This window comes from Microbacterium sp. lyk4-40-TSB-66, assembly GCF_030209475.1.
In the GTDB taxonomy this organism is placed as follows: domain Bacteria; phylum Actinomycetota; class Actinomycetes; order Actinomycetales; family Microbacteriaceae; genus Microbacterium.
Genome location: NZ_JARVRW010000006.1, coordinates 106,715 through 128,726 on the forward strand (window position 1 = coordinate 106,715; position 22,012 = coordinate 128,726).

The following is a 22,012-nucleotide window of genomic DNA, read 5'->3' on the forward strand; positions in this document are numbered from 1 at the left end:
CGTGCGGGCGGGCGCCGCTCGGCGTAGCCGGCGACGCGGCGGTGCGGTGATGACGGCGACCCCAGCGCGCCGCGCCCCTGTTCGTGCAAGCCTCGCACCCCTGGTTCGGGAGCAGTCCGGGGCTGACGGGCGCCCCAGCCTGCGGGAGCGCCGCGGCGTCGGGGAACGACCCGGCGGTCGAGTGCATCTCAGCGGTCGGGAGCGACCCGGCGGTCGGGAGCGACCCGGCGGTCGGGAGCGACCCGGCGGTCGAGAGCATCTCAGCGGTCGGGAGCAACCCGGCGGTCGAGAGAACCTCGGCATCGCCGTCCGCACGCCCCTCGCCGACGGCGCCCGCTCGTGCGCCGGCGCCCACGGAGTCCACCCGTGAGCGAACGCCGTGTCGCCCGCGTGCAGCTCGAATCGCCCGTACCGCAGCTGGATCGCCTGTTCGACTACGCCGTCCCGCACCCGCTCGTCGCCGACGTCGCCCCGGGCGTGCGGGTCAAGGTGCCGCTGCGTTCGGCCGGGCGCATGATGGACGCCTTCGTCATCGAGGTGGTCGCCGACGACGGCACCGAGCGCCCGCTGTCGTCGGTCGAGGCCGTGGTCTCGCCCATGCCGGTGCTGCCCGAACGCCTCTTCGCACTCGCGCGCCGTGTCGCCGATCGCGCCGCGGGATCCGTCAGCGACGTCCTGCGACTGGCCGTCCCCCGGCGCATGGTCCGTGCCGAGAAGGCCTGGGCCGCGGCCCCGCCGCCCGGGACGCCCGACGTCGTACCGGCCGCCCGCGAGCGGTCCGACGTCGCGCTGCGCGCGTATCCGGGGCTGGCCGAAGCTCTCGACGCCGGCGAGCGTCTCGCGCTCGACGCACCGCCGCACCCGCACCCCGAGCTTCCTCGCGGCGCCTGGGCCGATCTCCTCGCCGCCGCCGCAGTGCACACGTTGTCGCGGGGGAGGAGCGCCGTGCTCGTCGTGCCCGACTACCGCGACCAGGCGCAGCTGCTCGCGGCCCTCGGCGAGCTCGTGACCCCGGATGCCATCGTGCGCGACGACGCCGACCAGTCGGGGCCCGCCCGCTACGCGCAGTACCTGCGCACCCTGGCATCCGTCCCCTGCATCGTGGTCGGACGACGCTCGGGCGTGTACGCGCCCGCGCACGACACCGGCCTCGTGGCGATCTGGGACGACGGCGACTCCCTTCTGTCGGAGCCGCTCTCTCCGGGCGTTCACGCCCGCGATGCCGCCCTGGTGCGCCAGGAGCTCGAGGGCTCGGCCCTCGTCTTCGCCGGGCACACGCGCACGACCGACGTGCAGAGGCTCGTCGACGTGGGATACGTGCGCGAGATCGCCCAGGCCCGCCGCCCCAGCCCGCGCATCGTGCTGAGCGCGACGCGCGAGGGGGAGCAGCGCCAGTCCCGGGTGCCCTCGTCCGCGTTCGCGGCGGCGCGCGAGGCCCTGCAGAACGGCCCGGTGCTCGTGCAGGTCGCCCGCCCCGGCTACGCCCCGTCGCTCGTGTGCGCCGACTGCCGTCGCCCCGCCCGGTGCGCGCACTGCGCCGGGCCCCTCCGCGCGGCTCGCCCCGGAGCGACCCCGGTGTGCGCATGGTGCGGTCGCAGCGCCCACGCCTGGACGTGCGGACACTGCGGCTCGACGAAGCTGCGCATGGCGTCGTCGGGTAGCGAGCGCACCGCCGACGAGCTCGGCCGCGCCTTCCCCCACACGCGCGTGATCATCGCCGACGGGGCCCACCCGGTGGCCGAGGTCGACGGCCAGCCGGCGCTGGTCATCGCCACCCGCGGCGCCGAGCCGATCGCTCGGGGAGGCTACCGCGCCGTCATCCTGCTCGACGGCGACCGGATGCTGCAGAGCGAAGCCCTGCGCATCGGTGAGAGCTGCCTGCGCTGGTGGTCCAACGCCGCGGCTCTCGCCGCACCCGGCGCGCCCGTGCACCTCGTCGGCGTCGCGGGGCCCGTCGCCCGTGCGCTCGCGACCTGGACGCAACCCGCCTACGCCCGCGCCGAGCTGGTGGACCGGGCGCCCCTGCGCATGCCGCCCTCGGTGCGGGTCGCGAGCGTCGACGGCCACTCCCGCAGCGTCGACACCCTGCTCGCGTCTCTCCGCGAGACGGTGACCGACCTCGATCCGCTCGCGATCCTCGGGCCGGTCGACACGTCGGAGACCCCCGACGTCGCGACCTCGCGCGCGCTCGTGCGTTTCGATTACGCCCACGGACGAGCAGTGGCCGAGGCCCTACGTGCCGGAGTCATCGCCGATGCGCTGCGCGCCCGAAAGTCGCGCAAGGATCGCGGCCCGAAGCCGCGCAGTACGCTCAGAGTCCGTCTCGACATCCCCGAGCCCGATCTGTGAGCGCCGCGCGCCTCCGGCCGCACGCCTCCGTGGTCCGTGCCGGCGCACCCGCCCGGATCCACCCGCCCCGAACCGCCTGAGGAGAACCATGCGCCTCGTCTTCGCCGGCACTCCCGCCGTCGCCGTCCCCTCCCTCCGCGCCCTGGCCACCGGCCCGCACGAGATCGTCGCGGTCGTCACCCGCAACGACGCCCCGCTCGGACGCAAGCGCGTCCTCACGCCGTCGCCGGTCGCCCAGGCCGCCGGCGACCTCGGCATCCCGATCATCAAGGCCGACCGCCTCGACGCCGACGTGACCGAGCGAATCACCGCACTCGCGCCCGACCTGGGCGTGATCGTGGCCTACGGCGGACTCGTGCGCGAGCCGCTGCTGTCGGCCCCCGCGCACGGGTGGATCAACCTGCATTTCTCGCTCCTCCCGCGCTGGCGGGGCGCAGCCCCCGTGCAGCGCGCCCTGATCGCCGGTGACACCGTGACCGGTGCCAGCGTCTTCCAGCTCGTCGCGGCGCTCGACGCGGGCGCCGTGTTCGACGAGGAGCGCTACGACGTGCCCCCCGGCGCCACGACCGCCGACGTCCTCGACGCCCTCGCCGAGATCGGTTCACCCGTTCTCGCTCGAGTGGTCGACGGCATCTCCGACGGCACGGCGGTCGCGACCCCGCAGCTCGGCGAACCGACCCTCGCGCCCAAGCTCACGCTCGACGACGGCGCCCTCGACTTCACCCAGGATGCCGAAACCCTCCTCCACCGCATCTCCGGCGTGACGCCCGAGCCCGGTGCCCACACGACCCTGGACGGCGCCCGCTTCAAGGTGCTGCGGGCCGCTCCCACCGAGGCGCCGCCGCTGCCGCCGGGCAGGGTCGCGGCATCCGGCAGAGAAGTAATCGTGGGAACCGGGACGAGGCCCCTGCGCCTCGACTCCGTGCAGCCCGCGGGCAAGGGGGCGATGGCCGCCGGCGACTGGTTCCGAGGTCTCCGCTCCGACGAACCGGTGCTCGGCGCATGAGCGTGCAGGGAGCGCGCGCCGTCGCCTACGAGGTCCTCCGCGCCGTCTCGGGCGATGAGGCCTACGCCAATCTGCTGCTGCCGCACGCGATCGTGCGGGCGAGACTGGATGCCAAAGACGCCGGTCTCGCGACGGAACTGACGTACGGCACCCTGCGCCGCCGCGGAACCTACGACGCGATCATCGCCGCCGCGGCCGACCGCACCGTCGATCGCATCGACCCCTCCGTGCTCGACGCGCTCCGCCTCGGCGTTCACCAACTGCTCTCCACTCGCGTCGCCTCCCACGCCGCGGTCAACGAGTCCGTCGAACTCGCCCGTCGGCACGGCGGGGGGAAGGGCGCGGCGGGGTTCGCCAACGCCGTGCTGCGTCGTGTCTCGCGCGACACGCCCGGCCAGTGGATGGATCGCATCGCCGCCGCCGCCCGCAGCGACGACGAGCGGATCGGGCTCACCACATCGCACCCCGTGTGGATCGTGCGGGCCCTGCGCCGCGCGTTGACCGCCGAGGGCCGCGCCGACGAGCTCGCCGACCTGCTCGAGGCCGACAACGTCGCCCCACGCGTGGCGATGATCGCGCTTCCCGGTCTCGCCGAGGTGCCCGACGACGCGGCGACGACCCGCTTCGCGCCCACCGCGTTCACCACCCGCGGCGGAGACCCCGAGGGCCTCATCCGCGCCACCGGCGGTCGTATCCGCGTGCAGGACGAGGGATCGCAACTCGCCGCCCTCGCCCTCAGTCGTGCCTTCCCGGTGCAGGCGGGCGAGCGGTGGCTCGACCTCTGCGCCGGCCCCGGCGGCAAGACCGCCCTGCTCGCGGCCGAGGCGCTCGCCCACGGTGCGACACTCGACGCCAACGAGATCTCCCCGGCGCGCGCAGGGTTGGTGCGACAGGCCGTGGCATCCGTGCCCCTCGAGGTCGAGGTGAGCGAGGAGGACGGGCGCGAGCGCGCCGCCCGGATGCCGGGGGAGTACGACCGCATCCTCGTCGACGCCCCGTGCACCGGTATCGGGGCGCTGCGGCGCCGACCCGAGGCGAGATGGCGGAAGACCCCGTCCGACGTGCCCGACCTCACCGCCCTCCAGCAGGATCTGGTGCTCGCGGCCTTCGAGGCCCTGAAGCCCGGGGGCGTCGTCGCATACGTGACGTGCTCGCCGCATCTGGCCGAGACCTCCGGTGTGCTCGCCGAGGTCAGACGCGAGCTCGGCGACGCGGTCGAAGAGCTCGACGCCCGCGCGGTCGTGCGGGCCGTGGCCGCGGAGGAGATCGACCTGCCCGACCAGGCCGACGGCTCGCTCCGCGCGCAGCTCTGGCCCCACCGCCACGGCACCGACGCGATGTCGATCGCCCTGCTGCGCAAGCGCTGACGTTCCCGTTCCCCCCGCGTGAGTGGCCAAGATCTGTCGCTTCCGAGCCGCGCGAAGCGACGATTTCTGGCGACTCACGCGTTCGGCGAAGGCGCCCATAATGGTCGAGTGCCTACCGACGCCTCCCGCATCAACCCGAGCATCCTCGCCGCCGACTTCGTGAACATGGAGGCCGAGCTCGCGCGCATCGCGGGAGCCGACTTCGTGCACGTCGACGTCATGGACAACCACTTCGTGCCCAACCTCACGTTCGGGCCGCAGATGGTGGCGCGAATCCAGGAGACCAGCCCGGTGCCCCTCGACGTGCACCTGATGATCGACGATCCCGACCGCTGGGCTCCGGCCTACGCCGAGCTCGGCGCGGCATCCGTCACCTTCCACCTCGAGGCCGCGGCGTCCCCGATCGCCCTGGCGCGACGACTGCGCTCGATCGGCGCGCGCGCCGGCGTCGCCGTCAAGCCCGGCACGCCCGTGGAGAACCTCTTCGACTCGCTCAACGAGTTCGACCAGATCCTCGTCATGACCGTGGAGCCCGGTTTCGGCGGCCAGTCCTTCATGCCAGAGACCATGCCCAAGCTCCGCGCGCTCGCCGACGAGGCGAAGCGGCGCGGCTCAAGCGTGTGGCTGCAGGTGGACGGCGGCATCGGCGAGTCCACGATCGCGCAGGCCGCCGAGGCCGGGGCGGACACCTTCGTCGCCGGTTCCGCGGTCTTCGGCGCCGACGACCCCGACGTCGCCATCCAGTCGCTCCGCACCACGGCCTCCCGCCACCGCCACTGAGCGTCACGGGAGGCGCCGGCCTCCGCCGCCGGCTCCCACGGCGTCGCCACGGCGCCCGCGCCCGGCCGCGCCTGCGCCTGCGCCTGCCCCGCCCGGCGCCTGTGCCCCGTGCGATCACGCATAAACAGCATCCGTGCGCATAAACACGCTGCTGGCCTGTTTATGTGCACAGATCGCGTTTATGCGTGATCAGCCCCGCCGAAACTCCGCGCGACCCGCGCTCGCGGCTGCGCCTGCGCCCGTGGCTGCGCCTGCGCCCGTGGCTGCGCCTGCGCCCGTGGCTGCCCCGCCCGCGCCAAGCGACCACGCATAAACAGCATCCATGCGCGTAAACACGCTGCGGGCCCGTTTATGCACACAGATCGCGTTTATGCGTGATCAACCCCGCCGAAACTCCGCGCCACCCGCGCTCGCGGCTGCGCCTGCGCCCGCACCCGCCGTGCCCCGCCGACGCCCCCGCCGAGCGGTCACGTATAAACAGCATCCGTGCGCGTAAACACGCTCCGGGCCTGTTTATGCGCACAGATCGCGTTTATGCGTGACCCATCCTCGCCGCCCGAACTCCGCGACACACGGAGCGGACCGCCACCCGGAGCCACCCACGCGCCCGGACCACCCGCGAAACGCGCCTCCCGACCGATTTCGGACACAGATGCCGCGACTCCGCGCGCGCCGGTGCGACGCCGAGTGACCACGCATAAACAGCATCCATGCGTATAAACACGCTGCCGTCGTGTTTAAGCGCACAGATCGCGTTTATGCGCGATCAGCCTCCGCCCGCCCCAAGCCCCTCGCCACCCCACCCGCCCCCCAATTCCGCCGCCGCCCCGCACCCCCACCCCACCGCCCCGCGACAGCCCCACCCCCGCCGACCCGATACCCTGGAACCGTGAAGACCTTCGACGACCTGTTCGCGGAACTCAGCGCCAAGGCCGTCGAGCGACCCGAGGGGTCCGGCACCGTCGCGCAGCTCGACGCGGGCGTGCACGCCATCGGCAAGAAGATCGTCGAAGAGGCCGCCGAAGTGTGGATGGCCGCCGAATACGAGTCCGACGCGGCCGCCGCCGAAGAGATCTCGCAGCTGCTGTACCACCTGCAGACGCTCATGCTCGCGAAGGGCCTGACGCTCGAGGACGTCTACCGACATCTCTGAGCCCCGCTCCGCCTTCACCGCTCACTTCAACACGAAAGCCCCCGTCATGCTGCGAATCGCCGTGCCGAACAAGGGGTCGCTCGCCGAGACCGCCGCCGAGATGCTCTCGGAGGCCGGGTACACCGGACGTCGCGACTCGAAAGACCTCTACACCGTCGACCCCCTGAACGAGGTCGAGTTCTTCTACCTCCGTCCCCGTGACATCGCGACCTACGTCGGCTCCGGCGCGCTGGATGTCGGCATCACCGGCCGCGACCTGCTGCTCGACGCCCGCATGCCGGGTGCCCGCGAAGTCGAGTCGCTCGGTTTCGCCGGCTCGACCTTCCGCTTCGCCGGCCGTCCCGGGCGCTTCAGCGACATCGCCGACCTCGAGGGCCTTCGCGTCGCCACCGCCTACCCGGGCCTGGTCGACGCCTTCCTCGACGAACGCGGCATCGCCGTCGACATCGTGCCCCTCGACGGCGCGGTCGAGTCCGCGGTGCAGCTCGGAGTCGCGGATGCCGTCGCTGACGTCGTCTCCACCGGCACGACGTTGCGTCAGGCGGGGCTCGAGATCTTCGGGCCCGTGCTGCTCGAATCCGATGCCGTGCTCATCGCCGGCCCGCAGGAGGCCGAGGGCACCGAGACGCTGCTGCGCCGCCTGCGCGGTGTCCTCGCCGCCCGCACCTACGTGCTGATCGATTACGACCTGCCCGCGCACTTGATCGAGGAGGCCGTCGCCGTCGCCCCGGGTCTGGAGTCGCCGACGATCTCGCCGCTCCGCGACCCCGAGTGGGTGGCCGTGCGCGTGATGAGCCCCCGCCGCGACGTCAATCAGGTCATGGACGCGCTGTACGCGATCGGGGCCCGCGCGATCCTCGTCACCGAGATCCTCGCCGCGAGGCTCTGATGACCCTCGCGCGTCGCGTCATCCCCTGCCTCGACGTCGCGGCCGGTCGCGTCGTCAAGGGCGTCAACTTCCTCGACCTGCGCGACATGGGTGATCCTGTCGAGCTCGCCAAGCTCTACTTCGACCAAGGCGCCGACGAGGTCACCTTCCTCGACGTCACCGCCACCGTCGACGAGCGCGCGACGACCTACGACGTCGTGCGCCGCACCGCCGAGCAGGTCTTCATCCCGCTGACCGTGGGCGGGGGAGTCCGCTCCGCCGACGACGTGGCCCGCCTGCTGGCGGTCGGCGCCGACAAGATCGGCGTGAACTCCGCCGCGATCGCCCGCCCCGCCTTGATCGACGACATCGCCGACCGCTTCGGCGCGCAGGTGATCGTGCTCTCGCTCGACGTCAAGCGCGCGGCATCCACCGCCTCCGGCTTCGTCGTGACCACCCACGGCGGACGCACCGAGACGACCCTCGACGCTCTGGAGTGGGCGCGCGAGGCGGTCGAGCGCGGAGCGGGAGAACTGCTGGTCAACTCGATCGACGCCGACGGCACGAAGCAGGGCTTCGACCTCGAACTCGTCCGTCTCATGCGCCAGGTCGCCGCGGTGCCGGTCATCGCCTCGGGCGGTGCCGGCGAACTCGGCCACTTCGCCCCGGCCGTTCAGGCGGGCGCCGACGCGGTGCTCGCGGCATCCGTCTTCCACTCGGGTCAGCTGACCGTGGGGCAGGTCAAAGACGCGATGGCCGCCGAAGGGATCGAGGTGCGGCGATGAGCGTCGACCGCGTGAAGTACGACGCCGACGGACTCGTGGCCGCCGTGATCCAGCAGTTCGACTCGCGAGAAGTGCTCATGGTCGGGTGGATGGATGCCGAAGCCCTGAACCGCACGCTCACCAGCGGCCGCGTGACGTTCTGGTCGCGCTCGCGTCAGGAGTACTGGCGCAAGGGCGACACCTCGGGCCACATCCAGCTGGTGAAGGGGGCTCGGCTCGACTGCGACGGCGACACGCTGCTGATCGAGGTCGATCAGATCGGCGCCGCCTGTCACACCGGCGATCACACGTGCTTCGACGCCGACGACCTGCACCCGGTCGTGGGGGAGCGCTGATGCGACGCGCCCGGTCCACGGCCGTTCTGGCGATGCTCGCCGCCGGCGCGCTGGGCGTGATCGCGTCGACCCAGACGTGGATCGACGTCACCCTCGACGACGGCGCGCAGCAGACCCTCGCCGTCTCCGGCGCCGACGCGCTGCCGATCCTCACCCCCCTCGGCCTGGCCGCGCTCGCCCTGGGTGCCGCCCTGTCGATCGTCGGACCCGTATTGCGCTACGCGTTCGGCGTCCTCGGCGCCCTGATCGCGGCGCTGGTGGGCGTGGGCACCGCGCAGTTGCTGATCGGTCACCCCGTCGCCGCGGCCGCCTCGACGGTGACCGACGCGACCGGCATCTCGGGAACGGATGCCGTCGCCTCCCTCATCACGGGGTTCTCGCTGACGCCGTGGCCGACGATCACCCTGCTCGCGCAGGCGGTGCTGTTAGCGGCTTCGGTCTTCACCCTCGTCACCGCCCGCCGTTGGGCTACGGGTGCGAGCCGCAAGTACCGCACGGCCACCGAGGCCGGCGCGGACACCGGTCGCCCGCACGACGCGATCGACTCGTGGGACGACCTCTCCCGCGGCGAGGACCCGACGACCTGAGCGGACGCGACCGAAGACCCTGCGACATCGAGACGTCGACGCCAGGACCCGCCTCGCGCTTCGATAGACTGGATCGACGCTTTTCCCCGCGCCCGCGCGCGACTGTTAGGAGCCCCATGAGCAACCCCATCGGTGACCCCGGCCACGGACACTCGCCCGCAGCCTGGACGGCCGTGATCATCATGCTCGTCGCGTTCACGCTCGGCACGCTGTTCTTCTGGCTCGACATGCCCGTCATGGTGTGGGCCTCGGTGGGTCTGCTCGTCGTCGGCGCGATCGTGGGCTGGGGCATGACCAAGGCCGGTTACGGCGCGGGCGGCGCGAAGTCCAACCCGAAGGCGCACTGACCGTGCTGGCCGATCTGACGGCCGGAGCGGTTGAAGATGCCGAGCAGCGCGCCGTGTCGCGTTCGCTCGCCGACGTCGAACGCGAGGCGCTCGCGCAGTCGCCGGCGCGCGACGCGTTGGCGATGCTCGCGCCCGCCGACCGGGTGAAGATCATCGCCGAGGTCAAGCGTGCGAGCCCCTCGCGCGGAGACCTCGCCGCCATCCCCGATCCGGCGCGCCAGGCCCGGCTGTACGAGGAAGGCGGAGCGTCGGCCATCTCGGTGCTCACCGAGGGTCGCAAGTTCAAAGGCAGCCTGGCCGACCTCGAGGCCGTCCGCGCCGCTGTCGGCGTGCCCGTCCTGCGCAAGGACTTCCTCGCCACGCCCTACCAGGTGCTCGAAGCCCGCGCATCGGGCGCCGACCTCGTGCTGCTGATCGTCGCCGCACTCGATCAGAAGACGCTCACCGAGCTCTTCGCCCTGACGAACGAACTGGGCATGACCGCTCTCGTCGAGACGCACTCCGCCGACGAGCTGGAGCGCGCCAAAGATCTCGGTGCGAAGCTCATCGGCGTCAACGCCCGCAACCTCTCCACGTTCGAGCTCGACCGCGATCTGTTCGGCTCGCTCGCGGACCGCTTCCCGGCCGACGCCGTGAAGATCGCCGAATCGGCCGTGCTCGCGCCCGCCGACGTCGCCCACTACCGAGCCGCGGGCGCCGACGTGGTGCTCGTGGGCGAGGCCCTCGTGACCGGCGACCCCGTCGCCACCCTCCGTGCGTTCCTCCAGGAGACCTCATGACCACCGTTCGTGACCACGCGCCGGGCGAGCAGAAGCCGGGTGACCGGTCCGCGAGCCTCCGCGACCAGAAGGGCCCGTTCTTCGGCGAGTTCGGCGGCCGATACATGCCCGAGTCGCTCATCGCCGCGATCGACGAGCTCACCGAGGTCTACGAGTCGGCGATGGCCGACCCGACCTTCCACGCCGAACTGCGCGCTCTGCTGCACGACTACGCGGGCCGCCCGTCGGTCCTCACCGAGGTGCCGCGCTTCGCCGAACACGCGGGTGGTGCCCGGGTGTTCCTCAAACGCGAAGACCTGAACCACACCGGATCGCACAAGATCAACAACGTGCTCGGGCAGGCGCTGCTCACCAAGCGCCTGGGCAAGACGCGCGTCATCGCCGAGACCGGTGCCGGTCAGCACGGTGTGGCCACGGCCACCGCTGCCGCGCTCTTCGGCCTCGACTGCGTCGTCTACATGGGCGAGGTCGACACCGAGCGCCAGGCGCTGAACGTCGCGCGCATGCGTCTGCTGGGCGCCGAGGTCGTGCCCGTCACGACCGGCTCCCGCACCCTCAAGGACGCGATCAACGAGGCGTACCGCGATTGGGTCGCCTCGGTCGAGACGACCAACTACATCTTCGGCACCGCGGCCGGCCCCCACCCGTTCCCGGCGATGGTGCGCGACTTCCAGAAGATCATCGGCGAAGAGACCCGCGCCGAGTTCCTCGAACGCCTCGGCCGGCTCCCCGACGCCGTGTTCGCGTGCGTGGGCGGCGGCTCCAACGCCATCGGCATGTTCGACGCGTTCCTCGACGACGAGGGCGTCGCGCTCTACGGCGTCGAGGCCGCCGGCGACGGCGTCGACACCCCGAAGCACGCGGCATCCATCGGTCGGGGTCGTCCCGGCGTCCTGCACGGTGCCCGCACGTACGTGCTGCAGGACGAAGACGGACAGACCACCGAGTCGCACTCGATCTCGGCCGGCCTGGATTACCCCGGCGTCGGTCCCGAGCACGCGTGGCTCGCCGACCTGGGACGCGCGAAGTACATCCCCGCGACCGACGACGAGGCGATGCAGGCTCTGCGTCTCCTGTCGCGCACCGAAGGCATCATCCCCGCGATCGAGTCGGCGCACGCCCTCGCCGGCGCCCTGCGCGTCGGACGGGAGATGGGTCCGGATGCCGTGATCGCCATCAACCTCTCGGGTCGCGGCGACAAAGACATGGACACCGCGGCGCGGTACTTCGACCTCTACGACGCCGAGCACGCGCCGGACGAGGCGAGCGGACCCGCGCAGACGCGCGCGGCCGAGGCCGTGGCATCCGCCCCCGGCTCCCCGGTCGACGTGACGGCCGCGCCCGACGCCGCGAGCGGTGCGGGGGTCGAACTGTGACCTCGCGCGTCTCCGCCGCGATCGACGCCGCCCACGCGGAGGGGCGCGGGGCGTTCGTCGGATACCTGCCCGCCGGCTTCCCCGATGTCGCCACGAGCATCGAAGCGGCCGTCGCCCTGGCCGAAGCCGGCGCCGACGTGATCGAGCTCGGCCCGCCGTACAGCGATCCGGTGATGGACGGCCTGGTCATCCAGGAGGCCACGCAGACCGCTCTCGCCAACGGCTTCCGCATGCGCGACCTGTTCACCATCATCCGTGAGGTCACGACGCGCACCGAGGTGCCGGTCCTGGTGATGACGTACTGGAACCTCGTCGAGCAGTACGGGGTCGACCGGTACGCCGACGAACTCGTCGCCGCGGGCGGGGCGGGTCTCATCACACCCGACATCACTCCCGACGCCGGCGCCGCGTGGATCGCCGCGAGCGAGCGCACCGGTCTCGACCGCGTCTTCCTCGCCGCCCCCACTTCGTCGGACGAGCGCCTGCAGATGATCGTCGCGGCCTCCACGGGCTTCGTCTACACCGTGTCGACCATGGGCATCACGGGGGAGCGCACGCAGCTGGATGCCGCAGCGCGCACGCTCGTGGAGCGCCTCCGCGCCTTCGGCGCGCAGCACGCCTGCGTGGGGATCGGCATCTCCAACGCCGAGCAGGTCGCGGGCGTGGTCGACTACGCCGACGGCGCGATCGTCGGCACGGCGCTCGTGAAAGCGCTGCGCGACGGCGGCGTCGAGGGGCTGTCGGACCTCACGCGGGAGCTGTCCGCGGGCACGACGCGGCGCGCCTTAGACTCGTTCGCATGACGTTCGCCCTCTCGAGCGCCGCCTCCGGCGTGCTCGCCAGCATCCCGAGCCCGACGATCTCCTACGTCGATCTCGGTCCGCTCCGCATCCACTTCTACGCGCTCTGCATCATCGCGGGCATCATCGTGGCGGTCTTCCTCACGAACGCGCGTCTGACGCGTCGGGGTGCCGAGAAGTGGGTCGTCATCGACATCTGCCTGCTGGCGGTGCCGCTGGCAATCGTCGTGGCACGCATCTACCACGTCGTCACGCACCTCGGCTTCTACTTCGGTCCGGGATCCAACCCCTGGAACATCACCCAGCCGGGCTCCGTGTGGGCGATCTGGGAGGGCGGCATCGCCATCTACGGCGCGCTGATCGGCGGCGCCATCGGCGCGATCCTCGGATGCAAGTGGACCGGCATCCGGTTCTGGACCTTCGCCGACGCCGTCGCACCGGGCCTCATCATCGCGCAGGCCATGGGCCGTTTCGGCAACTGGTTCAACCAGGAGCTCTTCGGTCAGCCCACCGACCTGCCCTGGGGCCTCGAGATCGCGGCCGGCAACCCGGCGATCCCCGTCGGACTGCCATCGGGCACGCTTTTCCAGCCGACCTTCCTCTACGAAGTCATCTGGAACCTGCTCGGCGCCGCCGTGATCCTGTGGGCCGGAAAGCGCTTCGGACTGCAGTGGGGCAAGCAGTTCGCGATCTACCTCGTGTGGTACTCCGCGGGCCGCATCGTCTGGGAATCCATCCGCATCGACCCCAGCGACATCATCCTGGGCCTGCGCACGAACGTCTGGGCGGCCATCTTCGGCGTGCTCCTCGGCATCGTGATCTTCGTCGTGCAGTCCCGCCGTCACCTCGGTCTGGAGCCGTCGCCGTACGTGCCCGGTCGCGAGGGCAAGGCTCCCGGGGCTGTAGACTCAGGCGACCCCTCTGACTTCGTCGACGTGAGCGAGCCGCCCGCGACGAGCGACACCGTCGGCACCAGCGCCACAAGCAGCCCCGCCACGAAATAACACTCTGGGCCGACGTCGTCCCATCCGAAGCATCAACGTGAGGACGGTTGATATGGCTTCCAGCCTGCGTTCCGACACCGTCGGAGGCTCATTCCCGGCCCGACAGGGAATGTACGACCCGTCGTTCGAGAAAGACGCCTGTGGCCTCGCCATGGTCGCCACTCTCCGCGGCGAAGCCGGTCACGACATCATCGACCTGGCGCTGACGGCGCTGCGCAACCTCGAGCACCGCGGTGCCATCGGCTCCGACGCGGGCACCGGCGACGGTGCCGGCATCCTGACGCAGATGCCCGACGCGTTCCTGCGCGCCGTCGTCGACTTCGACCTGCCCCCGGTGGGGGAGTACGCGGCCGGCATGGTGTTCCTGCCGCTGGGTCACGACGAACGCGTCGCGATGAAGGCGGGCATCGAAGAGATCGCGCGCCACGAGAACCTCGAGGTGCTCGGCTGGCGCGAGGTCCCCGTCGAGCACGAGAACCTCGGCAAGCTCGCCTACGAGGCCCGACCCGCGTTCGAGCAGCTGTTCGTCGCGCGCTCGGCCGTGGGCGACCAGCCGGCGCTGTCGGGTATCGCGCTCGACCGCCGCGTGTACCGCCTGCGCAAGCGCGCGCGCCACGAGATCGACGCCTACTTCGTGTCGCTGTCGAGCCGCACGCTCGGGTACAAGGGCATGGTCACGACTCTTCAGCTCGAGCCGTTCTACCCCGACCTGTCGGACGAGCGTTTCGTATCCGAGCTGGCCGTGGTGCACTCGCGGTACTCGACCAACACGTTCCCGTCGTGGCCCCTCGCACAGCCGCTGCGCATGCTCGCGCACAACGGTGAGATCAACACCGTCAAGGGAAACCGCAACTGGATGCGCGCCCGTCAGTCGCAGCTGGAGTCCCAGTTGATCGGCGACGTGCGTCCGCTGCTGCCGATCTGCACCGAAGGCGCCAGCGACTCGGCATCCTTCGATGAGGTGCTCGAGTTGCTGACCCTCACCGGCCGGAGCCTCCCGCACGCGATCATGATGATGGTCCCCGAGGCGTATGAGAAGCAGGCGACGATCGATCCCGCCCTGCGCGCCTTCTACGACTACCACTCCATGCAGATGGAGCCGTGGGACGGCCCCGCCGCCCTGATCTTCACCGACGGCACCCTCGTCGGCGCGACCCTCGACCGCAACGGCCTGCGCCCCGGACGCTGGACCGAGACCACCGACGGCCTCGTCGTCATCGGTTCCGAGACCGGCGTGCTCGACTTCGCGCCCGAGCGCATCAAGCGCCGCGGCCGTCTGCAGCCGGGCCGCATGTTCCTCGTCGACACGGCCCAGCGCCGCATCGTCGAAGACGAGGAGATCAAGGCCGACCTCGCCGCCCTGCAGCCGTGGGGGGAGTGGGTCGACAAGGGCCGCGTCAAGCTCAGCGAGCTGCCCGAGCGCGAGCACATCGTGCACCCCATCGCCTCGATCACCCGCCGCCAGCGCACCTTCGGTTACACCGAAGAAGAGGTGCGCATCCTGCTCACGCCCATGGGCCAGGGCGGCGCCGAGCCGCTCGGCGCCATGGGCAGCGACGCTCCCGTCGCCGTGCTGAGCGATCGCCCGCGCCTGCTGTTCGACTACTTCTCGCAGCAGTTCGCGCAGGTGACGAACCCGCCCTTGGACTCCATCCGCGAAGAGGTCGTCACCTCGCTCTCGCTGGGTCTCGGCCCCGAGCGCAACCTCCTCGACTGGGGGCCCGACCACACCCGCACGGTGACGCTCGACTTCCCCGTGATCGACAACGACGAGCTCGCCAAGATCCAGCACATCGACACCGCGCTCCCGGGCCGGTCGTCGGTGACGGTGCGCGGGCTGTATCGCGTCGAGGCCGGCCACAAGGGGCTGCAGAAGCGCCTCGTGCAGATGTGCTCCGAGGTCGACGCGGCCATCGAGGACGGCGCCGAGTTCATCGTGCTCAGCGACCGTGACTCCAACAAAGACCTGGCGCCGATCCCGTCGCTGCTCATGCTGGCCGCGGTGCACCACCACCTCATCCGCAAAGAGACCCGCATGAAGGTCGGTCTCGTGGTCGAAGCGGGCGACGTGCGCGAAGTGCACCACGTCGCCACCCTGATCGGGTACGGCGCCTCGGCGGTCAACCCGTACCTCGCGATGGAGACGGTCGAGTACCTCGTCCGCGCCGGTTTCATCAACAACATCACGCCCGAGAAGGCCGTCAAGAACCTGATCTACGCGCTCGGCAAGGGCGTGCTGAAGATCATGTCGAAGATGGGCATCTCGACCGTGTCGTCGTACGCCGGCGCCCAGGTGTTCGAGGCCGTGGGGCTCTCGCGCGACTTCGTCGAGGCCTACTTCACCGGCACCGAATCGAAGCTCGGTGGTGTCGGGCTCGACATCATCGCCGCCGAGAACGCCGCGCGCCACGAGTACGCCTACCCGCAGGATGCCGCAGCCCGGGCGCACGAGCGCCTGTGGACCGGTGGCGAGTACCAGTGGCGCCGCGACGGCGCCCCGCACCTGTTCAACCCCGACACGGTGTTCCGTCTGCAGCACGCCACGCGCGAGCGCCGGTACGACATCTTCCGCGAGTACACGCAGCTGATCGACGACCAGGCGCACGAGCTGAAGACGCTGCGTGGCCTGTTCGGGCTGCGCACGGGCACCCGCCCCGCCGTGCCGATCGACGAGGTCGAGCCGGTCTCGGCCATCGTGAAGCGCTTCTCCACCGGTGCGATGAGCTACGGCTCCATCTCGAAAGAGGCGCACGAGGTGCTCGCGGTCGCGATGAACCAGATCGGCGGCAAGAGCAACACCGGTGAGGGCGGAGAAGACGTCGACCGTCTGCTCGACCCCACCCGTCGCAGCGCCATCAAGCAGGTGGCATCCGGTCGGTTCGGGGTGACGAGCCTCTACCTCACCGAGGCGGACGACATCCAGATCAAGCTCGCCCAGGGCGCCAAGCCCGGCGAGGGCGGTCAGCTGCCCCCGACCAAGGTGTACCCATGGGTGGCGCGCACGCGTCACGCGACGGCGGGTGTGGGCCTCATCTCGCCGCCGCCGCACCACGACATCTACTCGATCGAAGACCTGAAGCAGCTCATCTTCGACCTCAAGCGCGCCAACCCCTCGGCACGCATCCACACCAAGCTGGTCAGCCAGTCGGGTATCGGTGCGGTCGCCGCCGGTGTGGCCAAGGCGCTGAGCGACGTCATCCTGGTCTCCGGTCAAGACGGCGGCACGGGCGCGAGCCCGATGAACTCGCTCAAGCACGCGGGCACCCCGTGGGAGCTGGGCCTCGCCGAGACGCAGCAGACGCTCATGCTCAACGGCATGCGCGACCGCGTGGTGGTGCAGGTCGACGGTCAGATGAAGACCGGCCGCGACGTGATCATCGGCGCGCTGCTCGGCGCCGAGGAGTTCGGCTTCGCCACCGCCCCGCTGGTGGTCTCGGGCTGCATCATGATGCGCGTCTGCCACCTCGACACGTGCCCCGTGGGCGTCGCGACGCAGAACCCCGTCCTGCGTCAGCGCTTCACCGGCAAGGCCGAGTACATCGTGAACTTCATGGAGTTCATCGCGCAGGAGGTGCGCGAGTACCTCGCCGCCCTCGGCTACCGCTCGATCGACGAGATCGTCGGCCACGCCGAGCTGCTCGACGCGAACGAGGCGATCCAGCACTGGAAGGCGCGCGGGCTGAACCTCGCGCCGATCCTCGAAGGACCCCGCTTCGCCGACGACGAGCCGCGCCGTCACGCCCGCAACCAGAACCACGAGCTCGAGGACCACTTCGACGTGCAGTTGATCGAGCGCGCGCAGGACGTCATCGCGCACGGCGGCCAGCTCACGGTCGACCTGCCGATCCGCAACACCGCGCGCGCCGTCGGGACGATGCTCGGCCACCACGTCACCAAGGCGCGGGGCGAGCACGGGTTGCCCGAGAACTCGATCGACGTGCGTCTGACCGGTTCGGCCGGGCAGTCGTTCGGGGCGTTCATGCCCGCGGGCATCACGCTGCGCCTCGAGGGCGACTCGAACGACTACGTCGGCAAGGGCCTCTCGGGCGGCACGATCGTCGTGCGCCCGCCGCGCGGGTCGTCGTTCGCGGCTTCCGAGAACGTCATCGCCGGAAACGTCATCGGCTACGGCGCCACGCAAGGGCAGATGTTCCTCAACGGCGTCGTGGGCGAGCGCTTCCTCGTGCGCAACTCGGGTGCCACGGCGGTCGTCGAGGGTGTGGGCGACCACGCTCTGGAGTACATGACCGGCGGTCTCGCCGTCATCCTCGGCGCCACCGGCCGCAACCTCGGCGCCGGCATGTCGGGTGGCCAGGCCTACGTCTACCAGCTCGACCGCGACCTCGTGAACCGCGATGCCATGGCATCCGGCGAGCTCGAACTCGGCCCCCTCGGATCCGGGGATGCCGAGATCCTCCGCGACCTGCTCGCAAAGCACGTCGCGGAGACCGATTCCACCCTCGCCCGTCGTCTACTCGACGACTTCGAGACCGAGGTGGACAACTTCGTCCGGGTGCTGCCACGCGACTACGCCGCGGTGCTGCAGACCCGCCAGGAGGCGATGTCGGAGGGGCTGGACCCCGACGGCGACGTCGTCTGGAAGCGCATTCTGGAGGTGACGGGTGGCTGACCCGAAGGGCTTTCTCAAGACCACGGAGCGCGAGCTCCCGAAGCGTCGACCGGTGCCCGTGCGCATCATGGACTGGAAAGAGGTGTACGAGCCGGGCGATTCGGCCGTCATCCGCCGCCAGGCCGGTCGCTGCATGGACTGCGGCATCCCGTTCTGCCACAAGGGGTGCCCGCTGGGCAACCTCATCCCGGAGTGGAACGACCTGACCTGGCGCGGTGAGGGGCGCGCGGCGATCGAGCGTCTGCACGCGACGAACAACTTCCCGGAGTTCACCGGTCGCCTGTGCCCCGCGCCCTGCGAGAGCTCGTGCGTGCTCGGCATCAACCAGCCGGCCGTGACGATCAAGCAGGTCGAGGTCTCGATCATCGACGAGGCCTTCGCCAACGGCTGGGTCGAGCCCGAGCCGCCGGAGCGCCTCACCGGCAAGACCGTCGCCGTCGTGGGCTCCGGCCCCGCCGGTCTCGCGGCCGCCCAGCAGCTCACGCGCGCCGGCCACACGGTGGCGGTGTTCGAGCGCGACGACCGCATCGGCGGGCTCATGCGCTACGGCATCCCCGACTTCAAGATGGAGAAGCGCCACCTCGAGCTTCGCCTGCGCCAGATGCAGGCGGAGGGGACGCGCTTCCGCGCGGGCGTCGAGATCGGCAAGGACATCTCGTGGAGCGACCTCCGGGCGCGCTACGACGCCGTCGTGGTGGCCACGGGCGCCACCGTGCCGCGCGATCTCGCCATCCCGGGCCGCGACCTCGACGGCGTCCACTACGCCATGGAGTACCTCATCGAGGGCAACAAGGCCGTCGCGGGCGACCAGGTGCCCCAGCAGATCTCGGCCGAGGGCAAGCACGTCGTCGTCATCGGCGGTGGCGACACCGGAGCCGACTGCATCGGCACGGCGCACCGCCAGGGCGCCCTGAGCGTGACGAACCTCGCGATCGGCAAGCAGCCGCCCTCGGAGCGCCCGGCCGAGCAGCCCTGGCCGATGATGCCGAACCTGTTCGAGATGGCCTCGGCCCACGAAGAGGGCGGGGAGCGGTCGTTCCTCGCCTCCACGGTGGAGTTCCTCGGCAACGCGGCGGGAGAGGTGCGTGCCCTGCGCGTCGCCGAGACCGAGTACCTCGACGGCCGCCGCGTGCCCAAGAGCGGCACCGAGCGCGAGATCCCCGCCGACCTGGTGCTCATCGCCATGGGCTTCACCGGTCCCGAGCGCGAGCACCTCGAAGGCCAGCTCGGCACGCAGTTCACCGGGCGGGGCAACGTCGAGCGCGACGCCACGTACGCTACGACCACGCCGGGCGTGTTCGTCGCCGGTGACGCCGGCCGTGGACAGTCCCTCATCGTGTGGGCCATCGCCGAGGGCCGCGCGGCCGCCGCCGAGGTCGACACGTTCCTCATGGGCGAGACGGTGCTGCCCGCACCGGTGCGCCCCACCGATGTCGCCATCGGCCTCCTGCCCGCCTAAGCTGGCAAGGGCCGATCGGCCACTTCCCGAAAATCCTCACGGAGCTTGAAAACGGATGAGACGCGCCAAGATCGTCGCAACACTCGGGCCCGCCACGTCGTCGTATGAGATGGTTCGCGCCATCATCGACGCCGGGGTGGACGTCGCCCGCCTCAACCTGAGCCACGGAGATTACTCCGTGCACGACGCCAACTTCGCCAATGTGCGCAAGGCCGCAGAAGACGCCGGCCGCCCGGTCGCCGCCCTGGTCGACCTGCAGGGCCCCAAGATCCGACTCGGCAAGTTCGAGAACGGTCCCCACGACCTGCTGCCCGGTGACATCTTCAAGATCACCATCGAAGACATCCTCGGCACGAAAGAGATCGTCGGCACCACGTTCAAGGGTCTGCCCAACGACGTCAAGCCCGGCGACTTCCTGCTGATCGACGACGGCAAGGTGCGCGTGCGCGTCGTCGAGACCGACGGCACCGTCGTGACCACCGAGGTCGTCGTCGGCGGCCCCGTGTCGAACAACAAGGGCATCAACCTGCCCGGTGTCGCCGTCAACGTCCCCGCGCTGAGCGAGAAGGACGAGGCCGACCTGCGCTGGGGCCTGAAGGCGGGAGCCGACCTCATCGCGCTGTCGTTCGTGCGCGACGCCTCCGACATCGTGCGCGTGCACGAGATCATGGCCGAAGAGGGACGCTACGTTCCCGTCATCGCCAAGATCGAGAAGCCGCAGGCGGTCGACAACCTCGAAGAGATCATCGACGCCTTCGACGCCATCATGGTGGCCCGCGGCGACCTGGGCGTCGAGCTGCCGCTCGAGGCCGTGCCGATCGTGCAGAAGCGCGCCGTCGAGTTGGCCCGCCGCATGGCGAAGCCCGTCATCGTCGCGACGCAGATGCTCGAGTCGATGATCACCAACCCCGTGCCCACGCGCGCCGAGACCTCCGACGTCGCCAACGCCGTGCTCGACGGCGCGGACGCGGTCATGCTCTCGGGCGAGACCAGCGTCGGCGACTTCCCGGTGGTGGTCGTCGAGACGATGGCACGCATCGTGGAGTCCACCGAGGAGCACGGTCTCGAGCGCATCGCGCCCCTGACCAACAAGCCCCGCACCCAGGGCGGCGCCATCACGCTCGCCGCGGTCGAGGTCGCCGACTTCGTCGAGGCGAAGTACCTGTGCGTCTTCACCGAGTCGGGTGACTCGGCCCGGCGCATGTCGCGCCTGCGTTCGACCATCCCGATGATCGCGTTCACGCCCGAGCCCGGCATCCGCCGTCGCCTGGCGCTGACGTGGGGCGTGCGCTCGACGCTGGTGGAGCACGTGTCGCACACCGACAAGATGTTCCTGCAGGTCGACGACTACCTGCTCTCGCACGACCTGGCCAAGGTCGGCGACAAGGTCGTCGTCATCTCGGGTTCCCCTCCCGGAATCGCGGGGTCGACGAACGACCTGCGGGTGCACCGCGTGGGCGACGCCGTCCACGGCGCGGCCCCCGGGTACCAGGAAGTCTGAGCTCAGACGACGCGCGCCGGTGCATCCGGCGCGCGTCGTCGCGCTCCCGCCCGCTAGGTTGGGAGCGCGACACTTGCCGGTGTGGCGGAATGGCAGACGCGGGGCACTCAAAATGCTCTGTCGAAAGACGTGTGGGTTCGAGTCCCACCACCGGTACCCGTACAGCATCCCGTGCGATCCAGGGCTAGGCGCCCTTCCAGACTTAGGATGGTTCCGTGACTGATCAAGAAGCCGTTACCGGCAGCGCCCCCGCGGCTCCCCGTCGCGTCGTCGTCGCGGAAGACGAGTCGCTCATCCGCCTCGACATCGTCGAGATCCTCCGCGACAACGGCTACGACGTCGTCGGAGAAGCCGGTGACGGCGAGACGGCCGTGCAGCTGGCGACCGAGCTGCGTCCCGACCTCGTCATCATGGACGTCAAGATGCCGCAGCTCGACGGCATCAGCGCCGCCGAGAAGCTCAGCAAGAACCACATCGCCCCCGTCGTGCTGCTGACGGCCTTCAGCCAGAAGGAGCTCGTCGAGCGCGCGAGCGAGGCCGGTGCTCTGGCGTACGTCGTCAAGCCGTTCACGCCCAACGACCTGCTGCCGGCGATCGAGATCGCCCTGGCCCGCTACGAGCAGATCATCACCCTCGAGGCCGAGGTGGCCGACATGGTCGAGCGCTTCGAGACCCGCAAGCTGGTCGACCGCGCAAAGGGCCTGCTGAACGAGAAGATGGGCCTGAGCGAGCCCGAGGCGTTCCGCTGGATCCAGAAGGCCTCGATGGACCGCCGCCTCACCATGCAGGACGTCGCGAAGGCCATCATCGAACAGTTGGCCCCCAAGAAGGCCTGACGAGACTTTTCGGAGAATGGATGCCACTGCGGTGGCATCCATTCTCCGTT

The 22,012-nt window shown here is 70.7% G+C and carries 18 protein-coding genes and 1 tRNA gene; all 19 read left to right on the forward strand.

All coding sequences use genetic code 11. The features are described from left to right. Positions 1-366: 366 nt before the first annotated feature. The 19 genes from QRO03_RS10660 to QRO03_RS10750 all read left to right on the forward strand — a co-directional run bounded on the left by QRO03_RS10660 (position 367) and on the right by QRO03_RS10750 (position 21,962). On the forward strand, positions 367-2,349 hold the full coding sequence (locus QRO03_RS10660; protein ID WP_285137475.1) for a primosomal protein N' family DNA-binding protein: 1,983 nt from the start codon (positions 367-369) through the stop codon (positions 2,347-2,349). Between the two features lie 88 nt (positions 2,350-2,437). Beyond that, a complete protein-coding gene (gene fmt, locus QRO03_RS10665) occupies positions 2,438-3,355 on the forward strand; it encodes a methionyl-tRNA formyltransferase (protein ID WP_285137476.1) in 918 nt (305 codons plus the stop codon). Continuing rightward, positions 3,352-4,722 (forward strand): RsmB/NOP family class I SAM-dependent RNA methyltransferase, encoded by a 1,371-nt coding sequence (locus QRO03_RS10670; protein ID WP_285137477.1) that lies wholly within the window; start codon positions 3,352-3,354, stop codon positions 4,720-4,722. The genes fmt and QRO03_RS10670 overlap by 4 nt, the downstream gene beginning before the upstream one ends. 108 nt (positions 4,723-4,830) lie before the next feature. Continuing rightward, positions 4,831-5,502 (forward strand): ribulose-phosphate 3-epimerase, encoded by a 672-nt coding sequence (rpe, locus tag QRO03_RS10675; RefSeq protein ID WP_285137478.1) that lies wholly within the window; start codon positions 4,831-4,833, stop codon positions 5,500-5,502. 889 nt (positions 5,503-6,391) lie between these two features. Next, a complete protein-coding gene (locus QRO03_RS10680; protein ID WP_043361677.1) occupies positions 6,392-6,655 on the forward strand; it encodes a phosphoribosyl-ATP diphosphatase in 264 nt (87 codons plus the stop codon). Positions 6,656-6,701: 46 nt separating this feature from the next. Continuing rightward, positions 6,702-7,544, forward strand: a complete 843-nt coding sequence (gene hisG / locus QRO03_RS10685; protein WP_285137479.1) for an ATP phosphoribosyltransferase — start codon at positions 6,702-6,704, stop codon at positions 7,542-7,544. After that, positions 7,544-8,308 carry an imidazole glycerol phosphate synthase subunit HisF gene (gene hisF, locus QRO03_RS10690; protein ID WP_285137480.1) on the forward strand — a complete coding sequence of 255 codons (765 nt, stop codon included), beginning with the start codon at positions 7,544-7,546 and terminating at the stop codon, positions 8,306-8,308. The genes hisG and hisF overlap by 1 nt, the downstream gene beginning before the upstream one ends. Continuing rightward, the gene (hisI, locus tag QRO03_RS10695; RefSeq protein WP_285137481.1) at positions 8,305-8,643 is read left to right on the forward strand and encodes a phosphoribosyl-AMP cyclohydrolase; all 339 of its coding nucleotides are present in this window, start codon (positions 8,305-8,307) and stop codon (positions 8,641-8,643) included. Before hisF ends, hisI begins: the two co-directional genes overlap by 4 nt. After that, complete coding sequence (locus QRO03_RS10700) at positions 8,643-9,230, forward strand: Trp biosynthesis-associated membrane protein (RefSeq protein ID WP_285137482.1); 588 nt, start codon at positions 8,643-8,645, stop codon at positions 9,228-9,230. The genes hisI and QRO03_RS10700 overlap by 1 nt, the downstream gene beginning before the upstream one ends. Positions 9,231-9,346: 116 nt before the next feature. Continuing rightward, entirely contained in the window at positions 9,347-9,577 is a 231-nt protein-coding gene (locus tag QRO03_RS10705) for a DUF6704 family protein (RefSeq protein WP_183419586.1), read from the forward strand. Between the two features lie 2 nt (positions 9,578-9,579). Continuing rightward, the gene (gene trpC, locus QRO03_RS10710) at positions 9,580-10,356 is read left to right on the forward strand and encodes an indole-3-glycerol phosphate synthase TrpC (protein ID WP_285137483.1); all 777 of its coding nucleotides are present in this window, start codon (positions 9,580-9,582) and stop codon (positions 10,354-10,356) included. Further along, complete coding sequence (gene trpB / locus QRO03_RS10715) at positions 10,353-11,732, forward strand: tryptophan synthase subunit beta (RefSeq protein ID WP_285137484.1); 1,380 nt, start codon at positions 10,353-10,355, stop codon at positions 11,730-11,732. Before trpC ends, trpB begins: the two co-directional genes overlap by 4 nt. Next, positions 11,729-12,535, forward strand: coding sequence for a tryptophan synthase subunit alpha (gene trpA / locus QRO03_RS10720; protein ID WP_285137485.1), 807 nt, complete (start codon positions 11,729-11,731; stop codon positions 12,533-12,535). Before trpB ends, trpA begins: the two co-directional genes overlap by 4 nt. Beyond that, positions 12,532-13,536 carry a prolipoprotein diacylglyceryl transferase gene (lgt, locus tag QRO03_RS10725; protein ID WP_285137486.1) on the forward strand — a complete coding sequence of 335 codons (1,005 nt, stop codon included), beginning with the start codon at positions 12,532-12,534 and terminating at the stop codon, positions 13,534-13,536. The genes trpA and lgt overlap by 4 nt, the downstream gene beginning before the upstream one ends. Before the next feature lie 52 nt (positions 13,537-13,588). Next, the gene (gltB, locus tag QRO03_RS10730; protein WP_285137487.1) at positions 13,589-18,166 is read left to right on the forward strand and encodes a glutamate synthase large subunit; all 4,578 of its coding nucleotides are present in this window, start codon (positions 13,589-13,591) and stop codon (positions 18,164-18,166) included. Then, positions 18,159-19,625, forward strand: coding sequence for a glutamate synthase subunit beta (locus QRO03_RS10735; protein WP_285137488.1), 1,467 nt, complete (start codon positions 18,159-18,161; stop codon positions 19,623-19,625). The genes gltB and QRO03_RS10735 overlap by 8 nt, the downstream gene beginning before the upstream one ends. 55 nt (positions 19,626-19,680) lie before the next feature. Further along, complete coding sequence (gene pyk / locus QRO03_RS10740; RefSeq protein WP_285137489.1) at positions 19,681-21,126, forward strand: pyruvate kinase; 1,446 nt, start codon at positions 19,681-19,683, stop codon at positions 21,124-21,126. A gap of 75 nt (positions 21,127-21,201) precedes the next feature. Continuing rightward, positions 21,202-21,282 (forward strand) — tRNA-Leu (locus QRO03_RS10745). 59 nt (positions 21,283-21,341) lie between these two features. After that, positions 21,342-21,962: an ANTAR domain-containing response regulator gene (locus tag QRO03_RS10750; protein ID WP_055954901.1), complete on the forward strand. Its 621-nt coding sequence runs from the start codon at positions 21,342-21,344 to the stop codon at positions 21,960-21,962. Positions 21,963-22,012: the final 50 nt, after the last annotated feature.

Excerpts from the sequence above, each read along its gene's own strand:
- hisG (WP_285137479.1), top strand. The coding sequence starts at position 6,702 with ATGCTGCGAATCGCCGTGCCGAACAAGGGGTCGCTCGCCGAGACCGCC.
- trpB (WP_285137484.1), top strand. The coding sequence starts at position 10,353 with ATGACCACCGTTCGTGACCACGCGCCGGGCGAGCAGAAGCCGGGTGAC.
- QRO03_RS10670 (WP_285137477.1), top strand. The coding sequence starts at position 3,352 with ATGAGCGTGCAGGGAGCGCGCGCCGTCGCCTACGAGGTCCTCCGCGCC.
- QRO03_RS10700 (WP_285137482.1), top strand. The coding sequence starts at position 8,643 with ATGCGACGCGCCCGGTCCACGGCCGTTCTGGCGATGCTCGCCGCCGGC.
- lgt (WP_285137486.1), top strand. The coding sequence starts at position 12,532 with ATGACGTTCGCCCTCTCGAGCGCCGCCTCCGGCGTGCTCGCCAGCATC.
- gltB (WP_285137487.1), top strand. The coding sequence starts at position 13,589 with ATGGCTTCCAGCCTGCGTTCCGACACCGTCGGAGGCTCATTCCCGGCC.
- QRO03_RS10705 (WP_183419586.1), top strand. The coding sequence starts at position 9,347 with ATGAGCAACCCCATCGGTGACCCCGGCCACGGACACTCGCCCGCAGCC.
- hisI (WP_285137481.1), top strand. The coding sequence starts at position 8,305 with ATGAGCGTCGACCGCGTGAAGTACGACGCCGACGGACTCGTGGCCGCC.
- pyk (WP_285137489.1), top strand. The coding sequence starts at position 19,681 with ATGAGACGCGCCAAGATCGTCGCAACACTCGGGCCCGCCACGTCGTCG.
- hisF (WP_285137480.1), top strand. The coding sequence starts at position 7,544 with ATGACCCTCGCGCGTCGCGTCATCCCCTGCCTCGACGTCGCGGCCGGT.
- fmt (WP_285137476.1), top strand. The coding sequence starts at position 2,438 with ATGCGCCTCGTCTTCGCCGGCACTCCCGCCGTCGCCGTCCCCTCCCTC.